Origin of the sequence: Acidovorax soli (assembly GCF_014207955.1) — a bacterium.
Classification (GTDB): Bacteria; Pseudomonadota; Gammaproteobacteria; order Burkholderiales; family Burkholderiaceae_C; genus Acidovorax; species Acidovorax soli_A.
In genome coordinates this window covers 102,838-126,948 of sequence record NZ_JACHLK010000014.1, presented here as the reverse complement: position 1 = coordinate 126,948, position 24,111 = coordinate 102,838, and the positions used below count along the sequence as shown (strand labels likewise).

The following is a 24,111-nucleotide window of genomic DNA, read 5'->3' as shown; positions in this document are numbered from 1 at the left end:
CCCGCAAGGAGTCCCATGGAACCGACCCCGCTGACCACCGCCTCGAACGCCGCCACCGCCACGCTGATGGAGCAGGTGCTCTACGAAGTCAAGCGCGTCGTGGTGGGGCAGGACCGCTTCCTGGAACGCGTGATGGTGGCCATGCTGGCCCAGGGCCACCTGCTGGTCGAGGGCGTGCCCGGCCTGGCCAAGACCCTGACCGTGAAAACCCTGGCCAGCACCATCCAGGGCAGCTTCAAGCGCATCCAGTTCACGCCCGACCTGGTACCCGCCGACCTGGTGGGAACGCGCATGTACAACCAGAAGACGGGCGAGTTCAGCACCTCGCTGGGCCCGGTGTTCACCCACCTGCTGCTGGCCGACGAGATCAACCGCGCCCCGGCCAAGGTGCAGAGCGCGCTGCTCGAGGTGATGCAGGAACGCCAGGTGACGATTGCCGGCGAAACGCACAAGGTGCCTTCGCCCTTCCTCGTGATGGCCACACAGAACCCCATCGAGACAGAGGGCACCTACGCCCTGCCCGAAGCCCAGGTGGACCGCTTCATGATGAAGGTGCTGATCGACTACCCGACCGAGGAAGAGGAATTCGTGATCGCCCAGCGCGCGCTGGCCAAGCCCGTGCAGGTGCTGCCCGTGGCCACCACGGCCCAGTTGGCCACGCTGCAGGCCGAGTGCCGGGAGGTCTATGTCGACCCCTCGCTGCTGCAGTACGCCGTGAAGCTGGTGGCCGCCACGCGCGCGCCGGCGCGCCACGACCTCAAGGACCTGGCCCCCTTCATCGCCTGCGGCGCCAGCCCGCGCGCCACCATCTGCCTGGCCGAGGGTGCCCAGGCCCTGGCCATGCTGCGCGGGCGCAGCTATGTGCTGCCCGAAGACATGACCGACCTGGCGGCCGACGTGCTGCGCCACCGCCTGTCGCTGTCCTACGAAGCCCTGGCCGAAGGCCTGGATGCCGACGCACTGATCGCGCGCATCATGGCCAAGGTGCCCGCCCCCGCCAAGCCGTTGCACCATGAGCAAAAAGCCGCCTGACACTGGGGCTGCGCCGCCGCGCACGCTCCCCACCCTGCCCGGCCAGGCCGACCGCCTGCTGCGGCAGCTGGAGTGGAGCGTCATCCGCCGGCTCGACGGGCTGCTGCAGGGCGACTACCGCACACTGATGCGCGGCGCCGGCCTGGACCTGGCGGACCTGCGCGAGTACCAGCCCCACGATGACGTGCGCCACATCGATTGGAACGTGACCGCGCGGCTGAACCTGCCCCATGTGCGCGTGTTCACCGAAGACCGCGAGATGTCGGCCTGGTTCCTGCTGGACCTGAGCCCCTCGGTCAATTTCGGGCCCGAGGGCAATGCCAAGCGCGACATCCTGATCGGCTTCGTGGCCGTGCTCTCGCGCCTGCTCACGCGCCACGGCAACCGCGTGGGCGCCATGCTCTATGGCGCCGGCGGTGCGCCTGCGCGCGCGGTGGACACCGTGCTGCCGCCGCGCAGCAGCCGCGCCCATGTGCTGCACCTGGTGCACCAGCTGCTCAAGCCGGCCCCCCAACTGCAATCGGGCAATACCGAGCTGCACCTGCTGCTGCAGGGCGCCTTGGGCACCTTGCGCCGGCGTTCCACGGTGTTCGTGGTGTCGGACTTCATCAGCGCCCCCGGCTGGGAAAAGCCGCTGGCCCAGCTGGCCCGCCGCCACGACGTGGTGAGCGTGCGCCTGCTCGACCCGCTGGAACTGGAATTGCCCGACGTGGGCCTGGTCACGCTGCGCGACGCCGAAAGCGGGGAGCAACTGCAGGTGGACACGCACGACAGCGGCTTTCGCCACCGCTTCGCGCGGCTGGCGGCGCAGCGCGAGGCCGTGCTGCGCGAGGGCCTGACCAAGGCCGGCGCCGATACGCTGGAGCTGCGCACCGACGACGACCTGGTGGATGCGCTGCTGCGCTTCATGGACCTGCGCCAGCACCGCGTGCGCCCGGCCACGCACCCCTCGTTCCAATGGACGGCCGCGCAGGCCGCCGCCTGACAACCACAGGACACGCCACCATGGTCTTTCTCTGGCCCACCCTGCTCTGGCTGCTGCTGGCCGCACCGCTCCTGGTACTGCTGTACTGGTGGCTGCTGCACCGGCGCAAGAAAACGGCGCTGAGCTACTCCAGCCTGGCGTTGGTGCGCGAAGCCATGGGCCCGGCCCAGCACCTGCGCCGGCACATTCCGCCGCTGCTGTTCCTGCTGGCGCTCATCGCCCTGCTCGTGGCCGCCGCGCGGCCCCTGGCCGTGATCACCCTGCCTTCGCAGGACCAGACCATCATGCTGGCCATGGACGTCTCGGGCAGCATGCGCGCCACCGACGTGCAGCCCGACCGCATCACCGCCGCGCAGGACGCGGCCAAGGCCTTCATCGCCGAACTGCCGCGCCATGTGCGCGTGGGCATCGTCGCCTTTGCCGGCAGCGCCCAGCTGGCGCAACTGCCCACACAGAGCCGCGAGGACCTGGTCAAGGCGATCGACAGCTTCCAGCTGCAGCGCGGCACGGCCACGGGCAACGGCATCATGCTCTCGCTGGCCACCCTGTTCCCCGATGCCGGCATCGACATCTCGGCCCTGGGCGGGCGCCAGGCCATGAAGCCCAAGCCCCTCGAAGACCTGAACAAGCAGGACCCTGCCAAGCCCTTCACGCCCGTGGCGCCGGGCTCCTACAACTCGGCCGCCATCATCATGCTGACCGACGGGCAGCGCACCACCGGGGTGGACCCGCTGGAGGCCGCCAAATGGGCCGCCGACCGCGGCGTGCGCGTGTACACCGTGGGCGTGGGCACGCTGCAGGGCGAGACCATCGGCTTCGAGGGCTGGTCCATGCGCGTGCGCCTGGACGAAGAGACCCTGAAGGCCGTGGCCACCCGCACGGCGGCCGAATACTTCCACGCCGCGACGGCAGCCGACCTCAAGAAGGTCTACGAGACCCTGAGCTCGCGCCTCACGGTGGAGAAGAAGGAGACCGAGATCTCGGCGCTGTTCGCGCTGGTCGGGGCTGCCCTGGCCCTCATGGCGGCCGGCCTGTCGGTCTGGTGGTACGGGCGGGTGATGTAGGCCGGGCGGGCGGACAGGCCTACGCGGCCGCCCCGCCCTGGAACTGCCCCCGGCCCGAGCGCTTGGCCAGGTAGAGCTTTTCATCGGCCCGGGCCATGAGGTCGGGCCATCCCCGGGTGGCATCCGTGCCCAGCGCCAGACCGGCGCTGGCGCCCACCGACAGCCGCAGAGTGCCGATCTCGAACGGCGTGTGCGCCGCCTCCAGGATCTTGCCGGCCACGGCCTCGGCATGGGCCGGCTCGCGCACGCCGGCCAGCACCACGGCGAACTCGTCGCCCCCCAGCCGCGCCACCGCATCGCTGGGCCGCACCAGGGCCAGCAGGCGCTGGGCGAAGGCCTGCAGCAGCAGATCTCCCACGGGATGGCCATGCTCGTCGTTCACCGGCTTGAAGTGGTCCAGGTCGATGTAAAGCAAGGCCAGCAGCGGCCCTTCGGCCGCCAGGTCCTTCTGGCCCACATAGGCCTGCAGGCCGGCCCGGTTGAGCAGGCCCGTGAGCGGATCGTGCTGCGCCAGGTCCAGCAGCCGGCCGGCCTCCTGGTGGTAGCTGGTGACGTCCTGCGCCATGGAGACGAAGCCATCGACCGCACCGGGCTCGGACCACAGCGGGATGAAGTGGATGGTGACGTGGCTGGCCGGCACGCGCTGGGGATGGCCCTGGTCGAAGGTGAGGGTCTCGCCGCCGAGCACCTTCTGCACCATGGGCCGGGTGCGCGCGTACTCTGCCGCGCCCAGGAAATCCTCCATGCTGCGGCCCAGGATCTGCTCGCGCGGCACACGGTGCCAGCGCTCGAAGGCACTGTTGACGAACTGGTAGCGCTCATCCGGCCCCACCACCGCGACCAGCGAGGGCAGCGCCTCGGTGATGGAGCGCAGGGTGGCCGTCTGCTTGAGCAGGGCCGCCCGCGCCTGCGCCGCCTCGGAGATGTCGCGCATGATGGCCGAGAAATGCTGGATGCGCCCCTCGCCATCGCGGTGCGCAATGACCATGTGGCTCACGGGCACCACGCGCTGCCCGGCGGCGTACACCGTGGTCTCGCCCACCCACATGCCGTGGGCCCGAACGACCGGAAGGATGGTCTGCACATACAGCGCATTGGTCTCGGAGGTGTTGAACTCCGTGAACATGTGGGCGCCCACATCCTCATCGGGCGCAAAGCCGAGCGCGCGCCGCGCCGCGGGGTTCATGTAGGTGACCTTGCCCTTGAGGTCGGTCTGCACCACGAAATCGGAGGTGTGCTCCAGGATGGCCGTGAGCACGCGCAGGCCGCGCTCGGCGGCCGCGCGCTGCGTGATGTCGATGCCGGTGGAGAAGAAGCCGCGCACCCGGCCATCGTCGGAGACATCGGGCACGAGCTGGCTTTCGATGCGGTGCACGACACCATCGCGCAGCTCATCGGCCTCATAGCGCTGTGCGACACCTGCCAGCACCTGCTGCACACGCTGTGCCACCTCGGGCGGTGCGGGCTCGCCCAGCAGCTCCTCGCGCGTGCGCCCGATGATTTCCTCGCGCGAGCGGCCAAAGCGCTGGCACGCGGCCTGGTTGGCAAAGCGAAAGCGCAGCTCCCGGTCCACATAGCCGATGCGGATCGGCAGGCCGTCGGTGACCAGGCGCACGAAGCGCTCGCTGTTGGCCAGCTGCTGCGCCATGCGCCGGCGCTCCGTCACGTCCTGGAAGGCGCCGAACAGACGCACCACGGCCCCGCCCTCGTACTCGGCCTCGCCCACGGCGCGCACCCAGATGCGCTGGCCCGCGGCGGTCACCAGGGGCACCTCCAGGTCCCAGGACAGTCCGGTCGCCATCGCCTGGCGCACAGCCGCCTCCATGGTGCGCTGGGCATCGGGCGGGTAGAAGTCCAGGGCTGTCTCCAGTGTGGGGGTGAACTCCGGCGGCACCTCGTGGATGCGCCGGGTCTCGCTCGACCAGGAGACCCGGCGGCTGCGCAGGTCCAGCTCCCAGCCGCCCACACGTGCCACCCGGCCCGTGCGCTCCAGCAACTGCTGGCTGGCCAGCAGGGCGCGCTCGGCCACCTTCTGCGCCGTGATGTCGCGCCCCACCGAGTGCAGGTAGGGCCGGTGCTCGCTGTCGCGCAGAAAGCTGTTGGTCCAGGCCATCCAGCGCTCGGTGCCGTCGGCGCTGAGCATGCGGTTCTCGCCCTGGGTGGTGCCCTCGGTGCGAAAGACCTCGGCAATGCGCGCGCGAACCACTTCGCGGTCGGCCACATCGACGTAGGCGAACAAGTCCTTGCCCACCATGTCGCGCGGCACGAGACCGAAGTGGCGCGCATAGGCCGGGTTGACATAGAACACCTCGCCATGCGGCCAGGCCAGCGAAACCATCTCGGTCTGCGCTTCCACCATGGTGCGGTAGCGCAGCTCGCTTTCGGACAAGGCCGTTTCGTACTTCTGGCGCACCGAGAACGCGCGCGCGATCAGGTCGCGGCGCATGTCCAGGGCCTGGGACACCATGGCCGAGAGCGACCGCAGCGTGGCCCGCTGCTGCGGCGTCAGCGCACGTGCCTCGCGGTCGATGACGCACAGGGTGCCCACGCGGTCGCCGCCATCGCCGGCCACCAGGGGCGCACCGGCATAGAAGCGGATGTCGGGCGCCTCGGTGACCAGGGGGTTGCGCGCAAACCGCGCGTCCTGGGTGGCGTCGTGCACCTCCATGAGTTCGTCCGAGAGCACGGCATGGGCGCAGAAGGCCACATCGCGCGGGGTCTCGTTGACCCCTGGCAGGCCGACATTGGCCTTGAACCACTGGCGCTCGGCATCGACCAGGCTGATGAGGGCAATCGGCACGCCACAGACATCGGCCGCCATGCGGGCGATGGAGTCGAACAAGGGCTCGGCGGGGGAGTCCAGCACCATGAGGGCGCGCAGGGCTTCCAGCCTGCGCGCTTCATCGGAAGGAAGGGATGCCGGAACCGTCATCGGGAGAGTCTCCTGAAGCCCACTGCGCGCATCTTAAAACGGGTTCGCGCCAATGCGAACCCTTCCATGGCCGCGCCAGGCCCTGCGCTGGTAACCAGCGGTTCCCCGCTTGGGGCTACCCCAGCTTGCCCAGCACCAGGTGCACCACGCGGTCACAGCGCGCGGCCAGCGATTCGTCGTGCGTGACCATCACGAAGGCCGTGCCCTGCTCGCGTGCCAGTTGCAGCATGAGTGCGAAGACGCCATCGGCGGTATTGCGGTCCAGGTTACCGGTGGGCTCGTCGGCCAGCACACAGGCCGGCCGCGTGACCAGGGCGCGGGCAATCGCCACACGCTGGCGCTCGCCGCCCGACAGCTCGGCGGGGCGGTGGTGCAGGCGCTCCTTGAGGCCGACCGCAGCCAGCACGCGCGCGGCCTCGTCATGGCACTGCGCCTGCGGCATGCGGCGGATGCGCAGCGGCATGGCCACGTTGTCCAGCGCCGTGAACTCGGGCAGCAGGTGGTGGAACTGGTAGATGAAGCCCAGGTGCTCGTTGCGCAGCCGGCCCTGCTGCTCGGGCGAAAGCGAGGGCAGCTGGTGGCCCTTGAGGCGCACGCTGCCGGCCGTGGGCGCATCGAGCCCGCCCAAGAGGTGCAGCAAGGTGCTCTTGCCTGAACCCGAGGCGCCGACGATGGCCAGGGTCTCGCCCGCATGCACCTGCAGGTCCACGCCGTGCAGCACGGTCACATCGAGCCGGCCCTCGGTGAAGCGCTTGGTCAGGCCCTGGGCCTGCAGCACCACCTCGCCACGCGCGGGCGGGGCGGCGGGCAAGGATGCAGCGGAGGTTGTTGCGTTATTGTTATTCATAGCGAAGCGCCTCGGCGGGGTTCACACGGCTGGCGCGCCAGCTGGGGTAGAGGGTGGCCACAAAGGCCAGGACCAGGGAGATGACGGCGATGGGGACGATGTCCGAGCCCTGGGGATCGCTGGGCATCTTGCTGATGAGGTAGATGTCCTTGGGCAAAAAGCTCGCGTTGAGCGCCTGCTCGATGGCCGGAACGATCACGTCGATGTGGAAGGCGATCACCAGGCCCAGCAGCAGGCCGGCAAGGGTGCCGATCACACCCACCATGGCCCCCTGCACCACGAACACGCCCATGATGCTCCTGGGGCTGGCGCCCAGGGTGCGCAGGATGGCGATATCGGCGCGCTTGTCGGTCACCGTCATCACCAGGGTGGAGACGAGGTTGAAGGCCGCCACCGCTACGATGAGGGTGAGGATGATGAACATCATGCGCTTTTCGAGCTGCACGGCGGCGAACCAGGTGCGGTTCTGCTGCGTCCAGTCGCGCACCACCAGGCCGCCGCCCACGCTGCCCGCGAGTTCGGCGGCCACGGCGCGCGCCTGGTGCACATCGGTGATCTTCAGGCGGATGCCCGTGGGGCCTTCCAGGCGGAAGATGCGCTGGGCATCCTCATGGTGCAGCAGCACCAGGGCCGCGTCGTACTCGTAGTGGCCCGAATCGAAGGTACCGGCCACCGTCATCTGCTTGAGGCGCGGCACCACGCCGGCCGGCGTGACCTGGCCGGCGGGGGCGATCAGCGTCACGGTATCGCCTGTGCGCACGCCCAGGGCGCGGGCCAGCTCACCGCCCAGCACCACGCGGAACTCACCGGGCACCAGGAGCTTGAGCGTCTTCTCGTTGCCGGCCGCCAGATCGGTCACCGAGCTTTCGAGCGCCGGGTCGATGCCACGCACGAGGGCACCGCGCATGTCCTGCCCGCGCGACAGCAGGGCCTGCGCAGAGACGAAGGGGGCTGCACCCGTCACGTGGGGGTTGCGCCTGGCTTCGGCCAGGGTGGTGGCCACGTCGGGCAGCGGCGCGCCCTGGGGCGCCAGGATCTCGATGTGCGAGACCACGCTGAGCATGCGGTCGCGCACCTCGCGCTGGAAACCGTTCATCACCGAGAGCACGATGATCAGCGCCGCCACGCCCAGGGCAATGCCCAGCATGGACACGCCCGAGATGAACGAGATGAAGCCATCGCGCCGCGTGGCACGGCCTGCGCGGGTGTAGCGCCAGCCCAGGGCCAGTTCGTAGGGGATTTGCATAGGGGTTCAGGCCGCCGTCATTCGTAGCGCAGGGCTTCCGCGGGGTTCACGCGGCTGGCGCGCCAGCTCGGGTACAGGGTGGCAACAAAGGCCAGCGCCAGCGAGATGAGGGCGATGGGCACGATGTCGGTGCTCTGCGGCTCGCTGGGCATGCGGTCGATGAGGTAGATGTCCTTGGGCAGGAAGGAGGCGCCCAGCGCCTTCTCGATGGCGGGCACGATGACGTCGATGTTGAGCGCAATACCCAGGCCCAGCACCAGGCCGGCGAGCGTGCCGATCACCCCCACCATGGCACCCTGCACCACGAACACGCCCATGATGCTCTTCGGGCTGGCGCCCAGGGTGCGCAGGATGGCGATGTCCGCGCGCTTGTCGTTGACCGTCATCACCAGGGTGGAGACGAGGTTGAAGGCCGCCACGGCGACGATGAGGGCCAGGATGATGAACATCATGCGCTTTTGCAGGCGCACGGCCTCGAACCAGGTGCGGTTCTGCTGGGTCCAGTCGCGCAGCAGCAGGTCGCCGCTCACGGTGCGCGCGAGCTGGTAGGCCACGGCATTGGCCTGCTCCAGGTCCTGCAGCTTCAGGCCGATGCCCGTGGGACCGCGCAGGCCGAAGGTGGCCATGGCATCGTCCTGGTGCATCCAGACCAGGGTGGAGTCGTACTGGAAGTGGCCCGAATCCACCGTGCCGGCCACGGTCAGCGGCTGGTAGCGCGGGCCGCTCTGGCTGCCGCCCGGGCCCTGGCCAGCAGGCACCACCAGGGTCGCGGCGTCGCCGGCCTTCACGCCGAGCGATTTGGCCAGCTCACTGCCCAGCACCACGCGGAACTGCCCAGGCACCAGGGTGGCCAGCACCTCGGCATTCGAGGCGGCCAGCGAGGTCACCGAGCCTTCCAGCGCCGGGTCGATGCCGCGCACCAGGGCCCCCTTCATGTCGTCTCCATGGGCGATCAGGGCCTGGGCCGCCACGTAGGGGGCAGCGCCGGTGACGGCCGGGTTCTGCTTGACCTCGGCGATGGTGCGCGCCGCATCCTGCATGGCCGCGCCCTGCGGTGCAAAGACCTCGATGTGGGCGACCACGCCCAGCATGCGCTCGCGCACCTCCTTCTGGAAGCCGTTCATGACGCTGAGCACCACGATCAGCGCCGCCACGCCCAGCGCGATGCCCAGCATGGACGCGCCGGAGATGAAGGAAATGAAGCCGTTGCGCCGCGCCGCCCGGCCCGAGCGGGTGTAGCGCAGGCCCAGGGCCAGTTCGTAGGGAAGTTGCATGGTGGAGAAAGGCCGGGGCCACGGGAAATGGCCGAACACGGCGGGAGCGATTGTGGCATCCCGGACAATAGGGGGATGTCGGACATCCTCCATTTGCTCATCCCCTACGCTGCCAGCGCCTCCGAGGGGTGCCAGCAAACCCTGGCCACGCTCGCCCTGCCGCACCTGGACCGCCTGCTGGCGCGGCTCGCCGCCGACCCGGCCCGCTCCAGCACGGCCGAGGAGACCAGTTTCTCCGCTCCCCACGAGCGCGCCCTGGCCCAGGCCCTGGGCCTGCCCGCAGACGACGGACGCACGCCCTGGGCCGCCTGGCACCGCCAGCAGCAGGGCCAGCCCACCGACGGCCAGGCCTGGGCCTTCGTGGCGCCCTGCCAGTGGCAGGTGAGCACCGACCACGTGACCCTGCGCGACCCCGAGGCCCTGGGGCTGGACGAAGCCTCTTCACGCGCCCTGCTGGCCATCGTCTCGCCCTGGTTTGCCGAGGATGGCATCCACCTGCACTACGAGCAGCCCACGCGCTGGCTGGCCGAGAGCCCGCTGTTCGCCGACCTGGCCACGGCCTCGCTGGACCGCGTGCTGCTGCGCGACGTGCGCGCCTGGATGCCCGACGCGGCCCGGGCCCGCACCCTGCACCGGCTGCACAGCGAGATGCAGATGCTGCTGTACACCCACGCCTTCAACGATGCGCGGGCCGAGCGTGGTCTGCCGGTCATCAACTCCTTCTGGGTGCATGGCGCAGGCGCCCTGCCCGCCACGGCCGCCGGGCCCGCATCGGCGCCGTCGGTACCGCTGGCCCTGCGCGATGCAGCCCTGCGCGAAGACTGGCGCGCCTGGGCCACCGCCTGGACGGCACTGGACGCGGGCCCCGTGGCCGACCTGCTGCGCCAGGCCGAGCAAGGCCGCCCCGTGCGCCTCACCCTGTGCGGCGAACGTGCCGCCCTGGCCTTCCACACCGCCCCGCGCGGCCTGGTGCAGCGCATCAAGGCCCGCTTTCAGCCCACCCGCTTCGCGCAGGTGGCGACCCAACTATGAAAATCACGGCAAGAGACATCCCCCCGCGCGCCGCCTGGGCGCTGGAGCAGGCCGGTGTACACCCCCTGCTTGCGCGCCTGTACGCCGCACGCGGCGTGCGCGACAAGGACGAGCTGGACGAAGGCCTGAACCGCCTGCTGCCCCCTACGGGACTCAAGGGCATCGGGGCGGCAGCCACCCTGCTGGCCGACGCCATCGCGCAGGACCTGCGCCTGTGCGTGGTGGCCGACTACGACTGCGATGGCGCCACGGCCTGCGCCGTGGCCGTGCGCGGCCTGCGCCTGCTGGGCGCAAAGCACGTGGACTACCTGGTGCCCGACCGCGTGACCGATGGCTACGGCCTGACCCCGCCGATCGCACGCCGTGTCAAGGAGCGCGGCGCCGACATGCTGATCACCGTGGACAATGGCATCGCCAGCGTCGAGGGCGTGGCCGAAGCCAGGGCCCAGGGCCTCCAGGTGCTGGTCACCGACCACCACCTGCCCGGCCCCGAGCTGCCCGCGGCCGATGCCATGGTCAACCCCAACCAGCCCGGCTGCAGCTTCGAAAGCAAGGCGCTGGCCGGCGTGGGGGTGATGTTCTATGTGCTGATGGAGCTGCGCTCCGAGCTGCGCCGCAGGGGGGTGTTCGATACCGCCAGCCAGCCCAAGCTCGACCCGCTGCTCACCCTGGTGGCCCTGGGCACCGTGGCCGACGTGGTGCGCCTGGACGCCAACAACCGCCGCCTGGTGGCCCAGGGGCTGCGGCGCATCCGCGCAGGCGCCATGCCGGCCGGGGTGGCCGCGCTGTTCACGGCCGCGGGCCGCAAGGCGCCAGCGGCCACCACCTTCGACTTCGGCTTTGCGCTGGGCCCGCGCATCAACGCCGCGGGCCGGCTGGCCGACATGACGCTGGGCATCGAGTGCCTGCTCGCCGATGACGCGGGCCGCGCCAGCGACCTGGCCGGCCAGCTCGACGCCATCAACCGCGAGCGCCGCGAGATCGAAGGCGGCATGCGCGAGCAGGCCATGCTGATGGCCGAGAACCTGTTTGACGAGAGCGAAGATCCGCCGCCCGCGATCAGCGTCTTCGACCCCGACTTCCACGAAGGCGTGGTCGGCATCGTGGCCTCGCGCATCAAAGACAAGCTGCACCGTCCGACCTTCGTGTTCGCGGCCAGCAGCGCACCGGGCAAGGAGCACGAGCTCAAGGGCTCGGGCCGCTCCATTCCGGGCTTTCACCTGCGCGACGCGCTCGACCTGGTGGCCAAACGCCACCCGGGCGTGCTGCTCAAGTTCGGCGGCCATGCCATGGCGGCAGGCTGCACCGTGGCCGAAGAGTCCTTCGAGACCTTCGAGCAGGCCCTGGCCCAGGTAGCGCAGGAATGGCTCGACGCCTCCACGCTCACGCGCCGCATCGAGACCGACGGCCCGCTGGCGCCCGAGTACTGCCGCGCCGACCTGGTGGACACGCTGCACCGCGAGGTCTGGGGCCAGGGTTTTGCGCCCCCCACCTTCAGCGAAGAGGTGCAGGTGCTGAGCCAGCGCCTGGTGGGCGAGGCCAAGAACCACCTGTCCCTCAAGCTCATGCACCAGGGCAACCCCGTCGACGCGATCTGGTTCGGCCACACCGAACAGCTGCCGGCACGTGTGCTGCTGGCCTTTCGCCTCGATGTCAACGAGTGGCGCGGCGAGCGCAAGGTGCAGTTCCTCGTGGAAGGCGCGGAACTCTGACGCGGCGCGCTCAGCCGACGCTCGCCAGCCCTTCCCCGGCCGGGGCCGCATCGCCCAGCAGGGCCTCGATGTCGAGCAGGATCAGCAGGCGCTCACCCACCTGTGCCAAGCCCCGGATGCTCGCTGCATCCGGCGTGCCCGACACACCCGGTGCCGCGTGCACCATGCCGGCCTCCAGCGTGACCACATCGCTGACGGCATCGACCACCACACCCACGACGCGGGTCTTGAGGTCGATCACGATCACCACGGTGGACGGGGTGATCCCGCTGTCGGCGCAGTGCAAACGCACCCGCAAATCGAGGATGGGAACGACCACGCCGCGCAGGTTCACCACCCCCAGCAGAAAGCCTGCGCTGTCGGGCATGCGCGTGGGCGGCTCGTAGGAGCGGATCTCCTGCACCTGCAGGATGTCGATGCCGTAGTTCTCTTCACCCAGGCGAAAGCTCAGGTACTGGCCTGCAGCGGCCAGCGGCGCGCGGGTGGTGGTCGCGTTCGGTGCATTCATCAGAAGCTCGTCCATTGGTCATCGTCCGGGGTGCTGGCGGGTTTGTCGGTCAGACGGGGCGCAGCAGCCTTTCGGGCCGGCACCGCGGCCGCCTTGGCCAGTGCTGCCTTCGGTGGCTTGGGGGCGGCAGCGGACGGCTTGATCGCCGGGGGCACGGCAGGTGGGTTGGCGTAGCCAATGGCTGCGCTGCCGACGTTGAAGATGGAGACCACGTCGGCCAAATGCTGGGCCTGGTCGCGCAAAGCGGCAGCGGCGGCGGCCGACTCTTCCACCAGCGCGGCGTTCTGCTGCGTCATCTGGTCCAGGTTGGTCACGGCCTGGTTCACCTGCCCGATGCCGTCGCGCTGCTCGCTGGCCGAGGCGGCGATCTCGGCGATCAGGTCGGTCATGCGGCGCACACCACCGACGATCTCGCCCATGGCCTGGCCCGCCTGGCTCACCTGGGCCGAGCCCTTTTCCACGGTTTCCACCGAGGCGCTGATCAGGGTCTTGATCTCCTTGGCCGCCTGGGCGCTGCGCTGCGCCAGGCTGCGCACCTCGCCGGCCACCACGGCAAAGCCACGGCCCTGCTCGCCGGCCCGGGCCGCTTCCACGGCGGCATTGAGCGCCAGGATGTTGGTCTGGAAGGCGATGCCGTCGATCACGCCGATGATGTCCGCGATGCGCCTGGACGAGTCGCTGATCTGCTGCATGCTGACCACCACCTGGCCCACCACCTCGCCGCCATGCGTGGCCGCCTGGGCGGCCCCCACCGCGAGCTGGTTCGCCTGCTGCGCCGTGTCCGAGGACTGGGATACCGTGGCCGTCAGTTGCTCCATGCTGGCCGCCGTCTCCTCCAGGTTGCTGGCCGTCTGTTCGGTGCGGCTGCTCAGGTCGTGGTTGCCATTGGCGATCTCGGTCGAGGCCGTGGACACCGAGTCCACGCCGCGGCGCACTTCGGTCACCACGCCATGCAGCTTGCCCACCATCAGCGACAGCGCCTGCAGCAGCTGGCCGAATTCGTCCTTGCGCGAGGAATGGACCTGCTGGGTCAGGTCACCGCCCGCAATCGCGCCGGCCACGGCCACCGCGCGGTCCAGCGGGCGCGTGATCGAGCGCACCAGCAGGGACGCCAGCAGGATGCCGATCACGAACACCACAGCGGCGCTCGACAGGCCCAGCAGCGTGGCGTTGCGCTGCGCATTCCCGGCCTCGATCTTGGCCGCGTCGCGCTGGGCCTCCTGCACCTTGACGAAGCCCTTGAGCGCATCGACATAGGCCACCGAGGTCGGCAGGAATTCCTTGAGCGCAAAATCCTTGCGCGCACCGGGCTCGGCCGAGGCCTTGACCGCGGGGAGCTTCTTGAGGGTGTCGAGCAGGGTGCCGCGGGCCTCGCCCACCTTGGCCAGGGCGGCCTTGTCGGCCTCCGAGATGGCGCTGGCGCGCACGCCGGACTGGACTTCGCTGATGAGGGCGGAGCCGGCATCCTGGCGGCTGGCAAAGAATTTTTCGATCACCTCGTCGGTGCTCGCCATGCTGGCCAGCGAGCGCTCGGTATTGGTTTCGGTCAGCCCCTGCCAGCGCACCGCCGCCGTGATGTTGGCCTCGTAGCGCTGCACATCGGCCAGTGCCCGCTCCATGGCCAGGCTGGAGCGGTACTGGGTGAAGACAAACACGCCGAGCATCAACACCAACAGGCCCAGGATCGTGCCCCACATCTTGGTGGCCACCCGGATATCGTTCAACTTCATTGCTTTTCCCTGGGATTCATCGTGTGGACTGGAACAGGGGCGCCCAGCCCCGTCCATCCCGGGAGGGGCGCCACAAAGGCAGTCAATACAGGGGGAAAAGAAGAAGCAGGCGCGCGATCAGCGGCGCGCCCTGAAGGGGTGCCCTCGCCTGGCGGCGAGTCACCCGAGGACGCAAGTCATCCGGAAATCAGCGGCCCCGCTGCCATACCCCCTCGCGCACGAGGTCTCAGACCGGAAGCTTTGCGACCCCGACTTTCGTACGGGTGTGCCTTTGTTGCGCGCATCCTACCTGTAAGCAAATATGTCAGGGATATGGTCGGGAATAGGCCGCTGCACACCCCAGGCTCAGGCCTGGGTAGGGCCCTTGCTGCGCTGGCGCACCACCGTCACCTGCTCGCCGCCCACGCCCCAGTTGTCGGGATCGATCTCGTCGATGATGACGGTCACGGTCTCGGGCTTCTTGTCCAGCACCTCCTGCATGAGGCGGGTGGTGCCAGCAATGAGCGCGGCCTTCTGGGCCGACGTCGTGGGGATGTCGCGGTTGGCAAGGCGGATGGTGACCAGGGGCATGGCAGACCTTTGGGGAATGGGAGGAGCGCCCATCTTGCATGAAAAAAGGGCAGCCTGGGCTGCCCTCGGGGGTGTCTGGGTGGAAACGGTTGGCAAGCCGGTCAGAAGCTCTCCCAATCGTCGTCACCGCCCTTGGCCGTGGCACGCGGGGCCGGCGCAGGGGCCGGGCCGGCAGCCGCGGGCTTGTGGGCCACCACCGGCTTGGACGCCGTGAGCCGCGCAGCGGCCGGGGCGGGGGGTTTGCCGGCGACGGCCGCCCGGGCAGGGGCCGCAACCGGCCGGGCGGCTGCAGCGGCAGGGCGTGGTGGCGGCGCCACCGGTGCCCGCGCAGCCACGGCGCCCACGTTGAACATCGACACCACCTCGGCCAGCTTTTGCGCCTGGTCGCGCATCGAGGCCGCCGCCGCCGTCGACTCCTCCACCAGCGCCGCGTTCTGCTGCGTCATCTGGTCCAGGTGCGTCACCGCCTGGTTGACCTGGGCAATGCCGTCGCGCTGCTCCGTCGACGAGGCCGTGATCTCCCCGATCAGGTCGCTCACGCGCTGCACGCTCGAGACGATCTCTTCCATGCTCTGCCCAGCCTGCGCCACCTGGGCCGATCCCGATTCCACGTTCTCCACGCTGGCGCTGATCAGGGTCTTGATTTCCTTGGCCGCCTCGGCGCTGCGCTGCGCCAGGCTGCGCACTTCGCTGGCCACCACGGCAAAGCCGCGACCCTGCTCACCGGCACGCGCCGCTTCCACCGCCGCGTTCAGCGCCAGGATGTTGGTCTGGAAGGCGATGCCGTCGATGGTGCCGATGATGTCGCTGATCTTGCGCGAGCTGTCGGTGATCTGCTGCATGCTGCTGACCACCTGGCCCACCACCTCGCCACCGCGCGCTGCCGCCTGCGCTGCCGTGCCGGCCAGTTGGTTGGCCTGGCGCGCCGTGTCGGCCGATTGCGAGACCGTGGCCGTCAGCTGTTCCATGCTGGCCGCCGTCTCTTCCAGGTTGGAGGCCGTCTGCTCCGTGCGCGCCGACAGGTCGTGGTTGCCGTTGGCGATCTCCACCGAGGCCGAGGACACCGAGTCCACCCCGTGGCGCACTTCGCTCACCACGCTGCGCAGGCGCGCCGACATGGCCGAGAGCGAACGCAGCATGTGGCCGAACTCGTCCTTGCGGGTGGAACTCAGCTCGCGCGTGAGGTCCCCCGCGGCGATGGCGTCGATGATGCCCACCGCCTGGTTGAGCGGGTCACTGATCGAATGCACCAGGCGCCAGGCCAGGAAGATGCCCACCGCCAGCAGCACCATGGACAGGATGATGCCCGAGATGGCGTTCTGGATGCGGCGGCTCGTGGCATCGGCGCGGATGGCATCGCGGCGCTTTTCCAGTACCGCCACGAAATCGTCCTGGGCCTTGAGGTAGACCGTGACCAGGGGTGCGAACTCCCTGTCCGCAAACTGCTGGGTGGCCACGGCATCGCCCGCGCCCTTGAGCTCCCAGGTCTTGGCGGTGGCAGCCAGAACCGCCTTGCGCGCATCGAGCACCTTGTCGAGCGCCGCCTTTTCCTCGGGCGCCGTGGCCGAGGCGACGATCTTTTCCTGCACCTTGTTGATGGCGCCGATGATCTCCTTGACCTTGGCACCGTACTGCTCGGCCAGCACGGCATCGGTGGTCACCGCACCGCCCATGACCATGTTGACCGCGGTCTCGGTGGCGCCGCGCCAGCGCACGGCCGAGGAGATGCGCCCCTCGATCTCGATGATGTCGTCCATCGCCGACGCCATCGAATTGTTGCCGCGGTTCTGGGCGAAGCTGGAGAGCAGCAGCATCGCGATCATCAGCCCCAGGAATGCGCCCCACAGCTTGCGGGAGACGCGGATATTGTCGAATTGCATGCTCTTTCCTTGTGAACCTGTGGTGCATGGCTGCTCCGCACAGGCACCAGCGGAAACATTCCATTACATCCAGACAGGCCATAGCCTACGCCAGCCAATGGGCCGCCGACGGCTTCGTTTCACCGGGAAAAACCCGCATTCGCGCGAGCCGGCCACATTCCTGCACCGGCTTCGGGCCCGCTCAAAGCCTCCGACAGCCACCACATCGGTGGTCAGAAGCTCTCCCAATCGTCATCGCCCCCACCAGCCGCCGCGCGCGGTGCGGCGGCCTTGGGCGCTGCCGCAGGGGCAGTGGCTGCGGGCGCCGCCTTGGCGGCGCTGCCCAAGCGGGGCGTGGAGGCCTTTGCAGCCTTGCCGGCGGTCGAGGCGCCGACTGCGGCGGGGCGTGCACCGGCAGGCTTGCCGACCGCGGGCGCAGGGCGTGGTGGTGGCGCCACCGGTGCCCGCGCAGCCACGGCGCCCACGTTGAACATCGACACCACCTCGGCCAGCTTTTGCGCCTGGTCGCGCATCGAGGCCGCCGCCGCCGTCGATTCCTCCACCAGCGCCGCGTTCTGCTGCGTCATCTGGTCCAGGTGCGTCACCGCCTGGTTGACCTGGGCAATGCCGTCGCGCTGCTCCGTCGACGAGGCCGTGATCTCCCCGATCAGGTCGCTCACGCGCTGCACGCTCGAGACGATCTCTTCCATGCTCTGCCCGGCCTGCGCCACCTGGGCCGAGCCCGATTCCACGTTCTCCACGCTGGCGCTGATCAGGGTCTTGATTTCCTTGGCCGCCTCGGCGCTGCGCTGCGCCAGGCTGCGCACTTCGCTGGCCACCACGGCAAAGCCACGGCCCTGTTCACCGGCACGCGCCGCTTCCACGGCCGCGTTCAGCGCCAGGATGTTGGTCTGGAAGGCGATGCCGTCGATGGTGCCGATGATGTCGCTGATCTTGCGCGAGCTGTCGGTGATCTGCTGCATGCTGCTGACCACCTGGCCCACCACCTCGCCGCCGCGCGCTGCCGCCTGCGCTGCCGTGCCGGCCAGTTGGTTGGCCTGGCGCGCCGTGTCGGCCGATTGGGAGACCGTGGCCGTCAGCTGTTCCATGCTGGCCGCGGTCTCTTCGAGGTTGGAGGCCGTCTGCTCCGTGCGCGCCGACAGGTCGTGGTTGCCGTTGGCGATCTCCACCGAGGCCGAGGACACCGAGTCCACCCCGTGGCGCACTTCGCTCACCACGCTGCGCAGGCGGGTGGACATGCCGGACAGCGCCCGCGTCAGCACGCCCAGCTCGTCCTTGCGGTCGTCGTGGATGTTCTGCGTGAGGTCGCCGGCGGAAATGGCCTCGGCCAGCGACACGGCCCGGTCCAGCGGGCGCGTGATGGAACGCACCAGCAAGGCTGCCAGCAGCATGCCCAGCGCCACCACGGCAACCGCGGCGATGGCACCGATCACCACCAGATTGGCGCGCGAGTCGTGGGCGGCCTGCACCGCCGCGTCACGCTGGCGCTCCTGGGCGGCCACAAACTGGTCGATGGACTCCAGGTAGGCCACGGCCTTGGGGCGGTAGACCTTGGCCAGGTAGTCCTGCTTGGCGGCGGCATCGCCCGCATCGGTCAATTCCTTGAGCTTGTCGGTCTGGCCGCGGATGTCGGCGCGGGTGGCGGCGACCTTGGCCAGCGCAGCCTTGTCCTCAGGCGAGACCGAGGTCTTGCCGATCTTTTCCTGCACCGGGGTGATGCGTGCCGTGAGGGCTGCCACGCGCGCGTCGAAGTCGGCCTTGAGCGCCTGGTCGGTGGTCACGAAGCTGGACATGGACATGGTGACGGCCACTTCGGCCAGGCCGCGCCAGCTCACCGCCGTGGTGATGGCCCCCTCGTACCGGCTCACGGCCTCCTCGGTCTCGGCCGTCACCTTCCGCCCATACCACTGGGTCCAGATGGCGGTCACCAGCATCAGTGCCAGCAGGCCCAGGATCACGGTCCACATCTTGTGGGCCACGCGCAGGTTGTCGAATTTCATGGTCGATCCTTAGAACAGGTTCTTGCGCTGTGCATAAGGCAGGATCTGCCTTCGCTTTGTAAGTTTTCGCCTCAGGAAACCGTCGTCCAAACGTCCACCACTGCCGTGCCCGTCCGGGCAGTGCAGCAGAGCCCACGCCCTCGTAACCAGTGTTGCTGGAATCCGCACACCGCGTTATCGGTACAAGCCCTAAAATGGTCTGGTGACCACCCTGCTCAACGCCGACCTGCACTGCCATTCCGTGGTATCCGACGGGACCATGACCCCCGAGGAACTGGCAGCGCGCGCCAAGGCCAACGGGGTCGCGCTGTGGGCCTTGACCGACCACGACGAAATCGGCGGCCAGCACCGGGCCGCCGCGGCCGCCCGGGCACAGGGCATGGCCTACCTCACGGGCGTCGAGATCTCGGTGACCTTCGCCGACACCACCGTGCACATCGTGGGCCTGGGCTTCGACCCCGACGACGCGCAGCTGGCCGAGGGCCTGGTGGCCACGCGCGGCGGGCGCGGCGAACGGGCCCGGGACATGGCGCAGCAGCTGGCCCAGGTGGGCATCGAAGGCGCCTACGAGGGCGCACTGAAGTTCGTGGGCAACCCGGCACTGATCTCGCGCACGCACTTCGCGCGCTTCCTCGTGGAATCAGGGGTCTGCAAGGACACCTCCGAGGTGTTCCGCCGCTTCCTCACCGAAGGCAGGCCCGGCTACGTGCCGCACCGCTGGGCCCGCCTGGGCGATGCCGTGCGCTGGATCACCGAGGCCGGCGGCATGGCGGTGATCGCCCACCCGGCACGTTACAAGTTCAGCGCCAACGAGGAGTTCGCGCTGTTCTCCGAATTCAAGGCCCATGGCGGGCGCGGTGTCGAGGTCGTGACCGGCAGCCACAGCCCGCCCGAGTACCTGACCTATGCCGCCATGGCGCAAGAGTTCGGCCTGGCCGCCTCGCGCGGCAGCGATTTCCACAGCCCCGACGAGTCGCACACCGACCTGGGCACCCTGCCCCCCCTGCCTGCCACGCTGACCCCGGTGTGGGAGCTGCTGGCCGACCGCATCCGCCCGGCCGCCGCGTAAGCCGCGCCGCCCCACCCGCACCATGGCCCAGTATTTCGAAGTCCACCCCGACAACCCCCAGCCCCGGCTGCTCAAGCAGGCCGCCACCTTGCTGCAAAAAGGCGGCATCGTTGCCGTACCCACCGATTCGAGCTATGCCCTGGTCTGCCACCTGGACGACAAGGACGCCGTGGACCGGCTGCGCCGCATCCGCCAGGTGGACGAGAAGCACCACCTGACCCTGCTGTGCCGCGACCTCTCGGAGCTGGCCAACTACGCGCGCGTGGACAACCGCCAGTACCGCCTGCTCAAGCTGGGCACGCCCGGCCCCTACACCTTCATCCTCGAAGCCACCAAGGAAGTGCCGCGCCGCGTGAGCCACCCCTCGCGCAAGACCATCGGCCTGCGCGTGCCCGACCGCAAGGGCCTGCAGATGCTGCTGGAGCTGCATGGCGCGCCGCTCTTGGCCACCACGCTGATCCCGGCGGGCGAAAGCGAGCCGCTCAACGACCCGCAGGAAATCCGCGCGCGCTACGAAAAGCTGCTGGACGCCATCGTCGACGCAGGCGCCTGCCCGCTGGAGCCCACCACCGTGGTGGACCTCACGCCCATGGGCACCGGCGGCGACCCCGAAGTGGTGCGCGAAGGCCGCGGCAGCCTGCAGGCATTGGGGATGTAAGGACTGGGCAGTTCTCTACGCTAGCAATCACCCACGGCGCATACGACTGGCGCGGCCCATGCCAGTGCCCCCGCGCAAGGGCCGCCCCGCCGCGCTGGGGGCGTCCCCCTCCCGACTCGCGCAGCGGGTCGAGAGAGGGGTGAAGGCGCGAAGCGACTCAGGGGGTGTCAATCCAGTTTGAAGGCGCCGACGGCGCGCTGCAGTTCCTGGGCGCGCGAGGACAGGGCCGAGGCGGCGCTGGCCGCCTGCTGCACCAGCGCCGCATTCTGCTGCGTGGCGCTGTCCATCTGCGCCACGGCGCCGTTCACTTGCTCGATGCCCGAGCTCTGCGCGTGCAATGCCCCCGAGATCTCTCCCAGCAGCGCCGTGACCTGGCCCACGGCCCCCACGATCTCTTCCATGGTCTTGCCGGCGCGGCCCACATGGCCGGCACCGCTCTCGACCTGGTCGACCGACTGGCTGATCAGGGTCTTGATCTCGCGTGCCGCCACGGCACTGCGCTGCGCGAGGTTGCGCACCTCACTGGCCACCACGGCGAAACCCCGGCCCTGCTCGCCGGCCCGTGCGGCTTCCACCGCCGCGTTCAGCGCCAGGATGTTGGTCTGGAAGGCGATGCCTTCGATGACCTGGATGATGTCCACGATCTTGCGCGAGCTGCCGCTGATGGCCTGCATGGTCTGCACCACGTCGCCCACCACGGCGCCGCCGCGCTCGGCGATCTGCGAGGCATTGACGGCCAGGCTGCTGGCCGAGCGCGCGCGCTCGGCGTTCTGGCGCACGGTGGAGGTCAGATCGGCCATGCTGCCGGCCGTATCGGCCAGCGAATTGACCTGGTCTTCGGTGCGGCGCGCCAGGTCGGAATTGCCCGAATCGATGTCGGCCGCCGCTTCGGTGATCGAGTCCGTGGACTGCTTGATGCCCGAGACCAGCTCGGTCAGCGTGTCTTCCATGGTGCCCAGCGCCGTGAGCAGGCGGCCGAAATCGCCTTCGAGCTCGGACGAGAATTCCTGGCTCAGGTCACCCGCGGCCACCGTCTCGGCGATCAGGATGGCCTGGTTCAGCGGGTGCACGATGCCGCTGCGCAGCAGCACGAAGGACACCAGCGAGACCACGAACACACCGGCCCCCAGCAGCAGCACCCACAGGCGCGCACTCTCCAGGTGCGCATGGCCGGCCCGCAGGGCCTGCTCCAGAGGGGCGCGCTGCTCCGCGGTGAGGCCGGTCGCCGAGCCCACCGCAGCGCGGTAGGCGTCGTCGGCCTGGCCGATGCCCGAACTGGCCACCACCATCAATATCGCCACCAGGAAGGCAATGGCACCAAACGCCAGAATGAGGCGCGTTCCAATCTTCAAACGATCCAGGCCCATGGAATTCATCTCCGATATCAGTGTTGTATGTGTATGGCGACCGTTGCGTTCAACAATGTAGCGCGGGCATAACCTCGCCCGAGTCTGCCACGCCTGTATCCATTTGAAACAACGGAAGCATCGTAACAATCCTGGAAAGTGACTGTGCCAAAGGGTTGTTGTCGCGTGTCTGAGACAATTGGCCGGGTGGACCCCTCCAATCTCATCCAAACCGTTCTGATCTATGCCTTGCCCGTGCTCTTTGCGATCACCGTGCACGAGGCGGCCCATGGCTACGCGGCGCGCCATTTTGGCGACAACACCGCCTACATGATGGGCCGGATCACCCTCAACCCGATCAAGCACATCGACCCCATCGGCACCATCCTGATGCCGCTGCTGCTGTACTTCGCCACCTCGGGGGCCTTCCTGTTCGGCTATGCCAAGCCGGTGCCGGTCAATTTCGGCAATCTGCGCAACCCCAAGCAGCACATGATCTGGGTGGCCCTCGCGGGCCCGGCTTCGAACTTCTTCCAGGCCATCTTCTGGGCCGTGCTGCTGGTGGTGCTGGTGGGCATGGGGGTGGACGAGCGCTTTTTCATCGAGATGGCGCGCGCCGGCATCCTGGTCAACCTGGTGATGTGGGCCTTCAACCTGTTCCCGCTGCCGCCGCTCGACGGCGGCCGCATCCTCGTCGGCCTGCTGCCCTGGAAGGCAGCCCACCTGGTCTCGCGCATCGAGCCCTTTGGCTTTTTCATCGTGATGGGCCTGGTGATCGCCGGCGTGGTGGGCACGATCTGGCTGCGCCCGCTGATGTCGCTGGGCTACAGCGCCATCAACCTGCTGCTCACGCCGCTGATCGCCTTGCTGCGCTGACCAGCCCCCTGATTTCCTCCCTTTCGCTGAATCCGTCTTTCCCATGAGCACCACGCGCTTTCTCACCGGCATCACCACCACGGGCACGCCCCACCTGGGCAATTTCGTGGGTTCCATCCGCCCCTCGGTGGCGGCCAGCCTCACGCCCGGCGTGCAGAGCTTCTACTTCCTGGCCGACTACCACGCGCTCATCAAGTGCGAAGACCCGGTGCGCATCCAGCGCTCCACGCTGGAGATCGCGGCCAGCTGGCTGGCCGCGGGCCTGAATCCCGAGAAGGTCACCTTCTACCGCCAGTCCGACATCCCCGAGATCCCCGAGCTCACCTGGCTGTTGACCTGCGTGACCGGCAAGGGTGTGCTCAACCGCGCCCACGCCTACAAGGCCAGCGTGGACAAGAACACCGCGGCCGAGCGCGATGCCGATGACGGCGTGACGGCCGGCCTGTTCATGTACCCTGTGCTCATGGGCGCCGACATCCTGATGTTCAAGGCCCACAAGGTGCCCGTGGGCCGCGACCAGATCCAGCACATCGAGATGGCGCGCGACATGGCGGCCAGCTTCAACCACCTCTACGGCGAGCACTTCGTGCTGCCCGAGGCCGCCATCGATGACCATGTGGCCACCCTGCCCGGGCTGGACGGCCGCAAGATGAGCAAGAGCTACGACAACACCATCCCGCTGTTCAGCTCGCGCGAGCAGCTCAAGAAGCTCATCGGCGGCATCCTGACCGACTCGCGCGCGCCCGGTGAGCCCAAGGAGGTGGAGGGCTCGGCCCTGTTCCAGATCTACCAGGCCTTCGCCACCGAGGCCGAGACCGCCGCGCTGCGCCAGCAATATGCCGACGGCATTGCCTGGGGCGATGCCAAGCAGTTGCTGCTGGAGCGCGTGGACCAGGTGATCGCGCCCATGCGTGCGCACTACGACGAGCTCATCAACAACCCCGCCCGCATCGAAACCACGCTGCTGGCCGGTGCCGAGCGTGCCCGCGCGCTGGCCACGCCCTTCATCCGCGAGCTGCGCTCGGCCGTGGGCCTGCGCACCCTGGTGCAGGCCGGATCCACCACCAAGGCCCCCAAGGCGACCAAGGTGGCCCTGCCCTCGTTCAAGCAGTACCGCGAGGCCGATGGCAAGTTCTACTTCAAGTTCGTCGCGGCCGATGGCCGCCTGCTGCTGCAGAGCACCGGCTTCGATGCGCCCAAAGATGCCGGCCAGGCCATCGCCCAGCTGCAAAAGGGAGGCGACGCCCTGCAGGCACTGGCACCGCGCCTGGCTCCTGTGGAGGGGGTGGAGGCGGCCGACGTGGCGGCGGCACTGCAGGCGCTGGCAGAGGCCGCGGCAGCCAGCTGATC

At 69.1% G+C, this 24,111-nt stretch carries 19 protein-coding genes and 1 riboswitch; of the genes, 9 read left to right on the top strand and 10 right to left on the bottom strand.

Annotation, left to right across the window (positions count from 1 at the left end; all coding sequences use genetic code 11):
* The first annotated feature begins 15 nt into the window (after nucleotides 1–15).
* Genes HNP48_RS27180 through HNP48_RS27170 form a run of 3 tightly spaced genes read left to right on the top strand, consistent with a single transcriptional unit; the run spans nucleotide 16 to nucleotide 3,081 of the window.
* A complete protein-coding gene (locus HNP48_RS27180; protein ID WP_184863096.1) occupies nucleotides 16–1,032 on the top strand; it encodes a MoxR family ATPase in 1,017 nt (338 codons plus the stop codon).
* Nucleotides 1,013–2,017: a DUF58 domain-containing protein gene (locus HNP48_RS27175; RefSeq protein WP_184863094.1), complete on the top strand. Its 1,005-nt coding sequence runs from the start codon at nucleotides 1,013–1,015 to the stop codon at nucleotides 2,015–2,017. Before HNP48_RS27180 ends, HNP48_RS27175 begins: the two co-directional genes overlap by 20 nt.
* Before the next feature lie 20 nt (nucleotides 2,018–2,037).
* A complete protein-coding gene (locus tag HNP48_RS27170) occupies nucleotides 2,038–3,081 on the top strand; it encodes a VWA domain-containing protein (protein WP_184863092.1) in 1,044 nt (347 codons plus the stop codon).
* A 19-nt stretch (nucleotides 3,082–3,100) separates the two neighbouring features.
* Here HNP48_RS27170 and HNP48_RS27165 read toward each other — a convergent pair whose 3' ends face one another.
* The 4 genes from HNP48_RS27165 to HNP48_RS27150 all read right to left on the bottom strand — a co-directional run bounded on the left by HNP48_RS27165 (nucleotide 3,101) and on the right by HNP48_RS27150 (nucleotide 9,380).
* Nucleotides 3,101–6,013: a PAS domain S-box protein gene (locus HNP48_RS27165; RefSeq protein WP_184863090.1), complete on the bottom strand. Its 2,913-nt coding sequence runs from the start codon at nucleotides 6,011–6,013 to the stop codon at nucleotides 3,101–3,103.
* Nucleotides 6,014–6,128: 115 nt separating this feature from the next.
* On the bottom strand, nucleotides 6,129–6,860 hold the full coding sequence (lolD, locus tag HNP48_RS27160) for a lipoprotein-releasing ABC transporter ATP-binding protein LolD (RefSeq protein ID WP_260420403.1): 732 nt from the start codon (nucleotides 6,858–6,860) through the stop codon (nucleotides 6,129–6,131).
* Nucleotides 6,853–8,106, bottom strand: a complete 1,254-nt coding sequence (locus HNP48_RS27155) for a lipoprotein-releasing ABC transporter permease subunit (protein WP_184863088.1) — start codon at nucleotides 8,104–8,106, stop codon at nucleotides 6,853–6,855. The genes lolD and HNP48_RS27155 overlap by 8 nt, the downstream gene beginning before the upstream one ends.
* A gap of 17 nt (nucleotides 8,107–8,123) precedes the next feature.
* Nucleotides 8,124–9,380 carry a lipoprotein-releasing ABC transporter permease subunit gene (locus HNP48_RS27150; protein WP_184863086.1) on the bottom strand — a complete coding sequence of 419 codons (1,257 nt, stop codon included), beginning with the start codon at nucleotides 9,378–9,380 and terminating at the stop codon, nucleotides 8,124–8,126.
* 75 nt (nucleotides 9,381–9,455) lie between these two features.
* On the opposite strand from HNP48_RS27150, the gene HNP48_RS27145 reads away from it, so the two are divergent.
* Both HNP48_RS27145 and recJ read left to right on the top strand, forming a co-directional pair.
* A complete protein-coding gene (locus HNP48_RS27145; protein WP_184863084.1) occupies nucleotides 9,456–10,412 on the top strand; it encodes a phosphoglycerate mutase in 957 nt (318 codons plus the stop codon).
* The gene (recJ, locus tag HNP48_RS27140) at nucleotides 10,409–12,124 is read left to right on the top strand and encodes a single-stranded-DNA-specific exonuclease RecJ (protein ID WP_184863081.1); all 1,716 of its coding nucleotides are present in this window, start codon (nucleotides 10,409–10,411) and stop codon (nucleotides 12,122–12,124) included. The genes HNP48_RS27145 and recJ overlap by 4 nt, the downstream gene beginning before the upstream one ends.
* Before the next feature lie 10 nt (nucleotides 12,125–12,134).
* Here the strand turns inward: recJ and HNP48_RS27135 are convergent, their stop codons facing one another.
* The 5 genes from HNP48_RS27135 to HNP48_RS27115 all read right to left on the bottom strand — a co-directional run bounded on the left by HNP48_RS27135 (nucleotide 12,135) and on the right by HNP48_RS27115 (nucleotide 18,812).
* Nucleotides 12,135–12,632, bottom strand: coding sequence for a chemotaxis protein CheW (locus HNP48_RS27135; protein ID WP_184863079.1), 498 nt, complete (start codon nucleotides 12,630–12,632; stop codon nucleotides 12,135–12,137).
* Nucleotides 12,632–14,362 (bottom strand): methyl-accepting chemotaxis protein, encoded by a 1,731-nt coding sequence (locus HNP48_RS27130; protein ID WP_184863077.1) that lies wholly within the window; start codon nucleotides 14,360–14,362, stop codon nucleotides 12,632–12,634. The genes HNP48_RS27135 and HNP48_RS27130 overlap by 1 nt, the downstream gene beginning before the upstream one ends.
* Before the next feature lie 186 nt (nucleotides 14,363–14,548).
* Nucleotides 14,549–14,642, bottom strand: a riboswitch (cyclic di-GMP riboswitch).
* A 65-nt stretch (nucleotides 14,643–14,707) separates the two neighbouring features.
* Complete coding sequence (locus tag HNP48_RS27125; RefSeq protein WP_184863075.1) at nucleotides 14,708–14,932, bottom strand: 4-oxalocrotonate tautomerase family protein; 225 nt, start codon at nucleotides 14,930–14,932, stop codon at nucleotides 14,708–14,710.
* Between the two features lie 101 nt (nucleotides 14,933–15,033).
* Nucleotides 15,034–16,812, bottom strand: a complete 1,779-nt coding sequence (locus tag HNP48_RS27120) for a methyl-accepting chemotaxis protein (RefSeq protein ID WP_184863073.1) — start codon at nucleotides 16,810–16,812, stop codon at nucleotides 15,034–15,036.
* A gap of 212 nt (nucleotides 16,813–17,024) precedes the next feature.
* On the bottom strand, nucleotides 17,025–18,812 hold the full coding sequence (locus HNP48_RS27115; RefSeq protein WP_184863071.1) for a methyl-accepting chemotaxis protein: 1,788 nt from the start codon (nucleotides 18,810–18,812) through the stop codon (nucleotides 17,025–17,027).
* A 202-nt stretch (nucleotides 18,813–19,014) separates the two neighbouring features.
* On the opposite strand from HNP48_RS27115, the gene HNP48_RS27110 reads away from it, so the two are divergent.
* Together HNP48_RS27110 and HNP48_RS27105 are read left to right on the top strand one after the other, a co-directional pair.
* Nucleotides 19,015–19,881 carry a 3',5'-nucleoside bisphosphate phosphatase gene (locus tag HNP48_RS27110; protein ID WP_184863069.1) on the top strand — a complete coding sequence of 289 codons (867 nt, stop codon included), beginning with the start codon at nucleotides 19,015–19,017 and terminating at the stop codon, nucleotides 19,879–19,881.
* A 22-nt stretch (nucleotides 19,882–19,903) separates the two neighbouring features.
* Nucleotides 19,904–20,539 (top strand): L-threonylcarbamoyladenylate synthase, encoded by a 636-nt coding sequence (locus HNP48_RS27105; RefSeq protein ID WP_184863066.1) that lies wholly within the window; start codon nucleotides 19,904–19,906, stop codon nucleotides 20,537–20,539.
* A gap of 167 nt (nucleotides 20,540–20,706) precedes the next feature.
* Here HNP48_RS27105 and HNP48_RS27100 read toward each other — a convergent pair whose 3' ends face one another.
* Nucleotides 20,707–21,906: a methyl-accepting chemotaxis protein gene (locus HNP48_RS27100; RefSeq protein WP_184863064.1), complete on the bottom strand. Its 1,200-nt coding sequence runs from the start codon at nucleotides 21,904–21,906 to the stop codon at nucleotides 20,707–20,709.
* Between the two features lie 186 nt (nucleotides 21,907–22,092).
* Here HNP48_RS27100 and HNP48_RS27095 point away from each other — a divergent pair, with 186 nt between their 5' ends.
* Nucleotides 22,093–22,761 carry a site-2 protease family protein gene (locus HNP48_RS27095; protein ID WP_184863062.1) on the top strand — a complete coding sequence of 223 codons (669 nt, stop codon included), beginning with the start codon at nucleotides 22,093–22,095 and terminating at the stop codon, nucleotides 22,759–22,761.
* A 43-nt stretch (nucleotides 22,762–22,804) separates the two neighbouring features.
* Nucleotides 22,805–24,109, top strand: coding sequence for a tryptophan--tRNA ligase (locus HNP48_RS27090; protein WP_184863060.1), 1,305 nt, complete (start codon nucleotides 22,805–22,807; stop codon nucleotides 24,107–24,109).
* The last annotated feature ends 2 nt before the right edge of the window (nucleotides 24,110–24,111 follow it).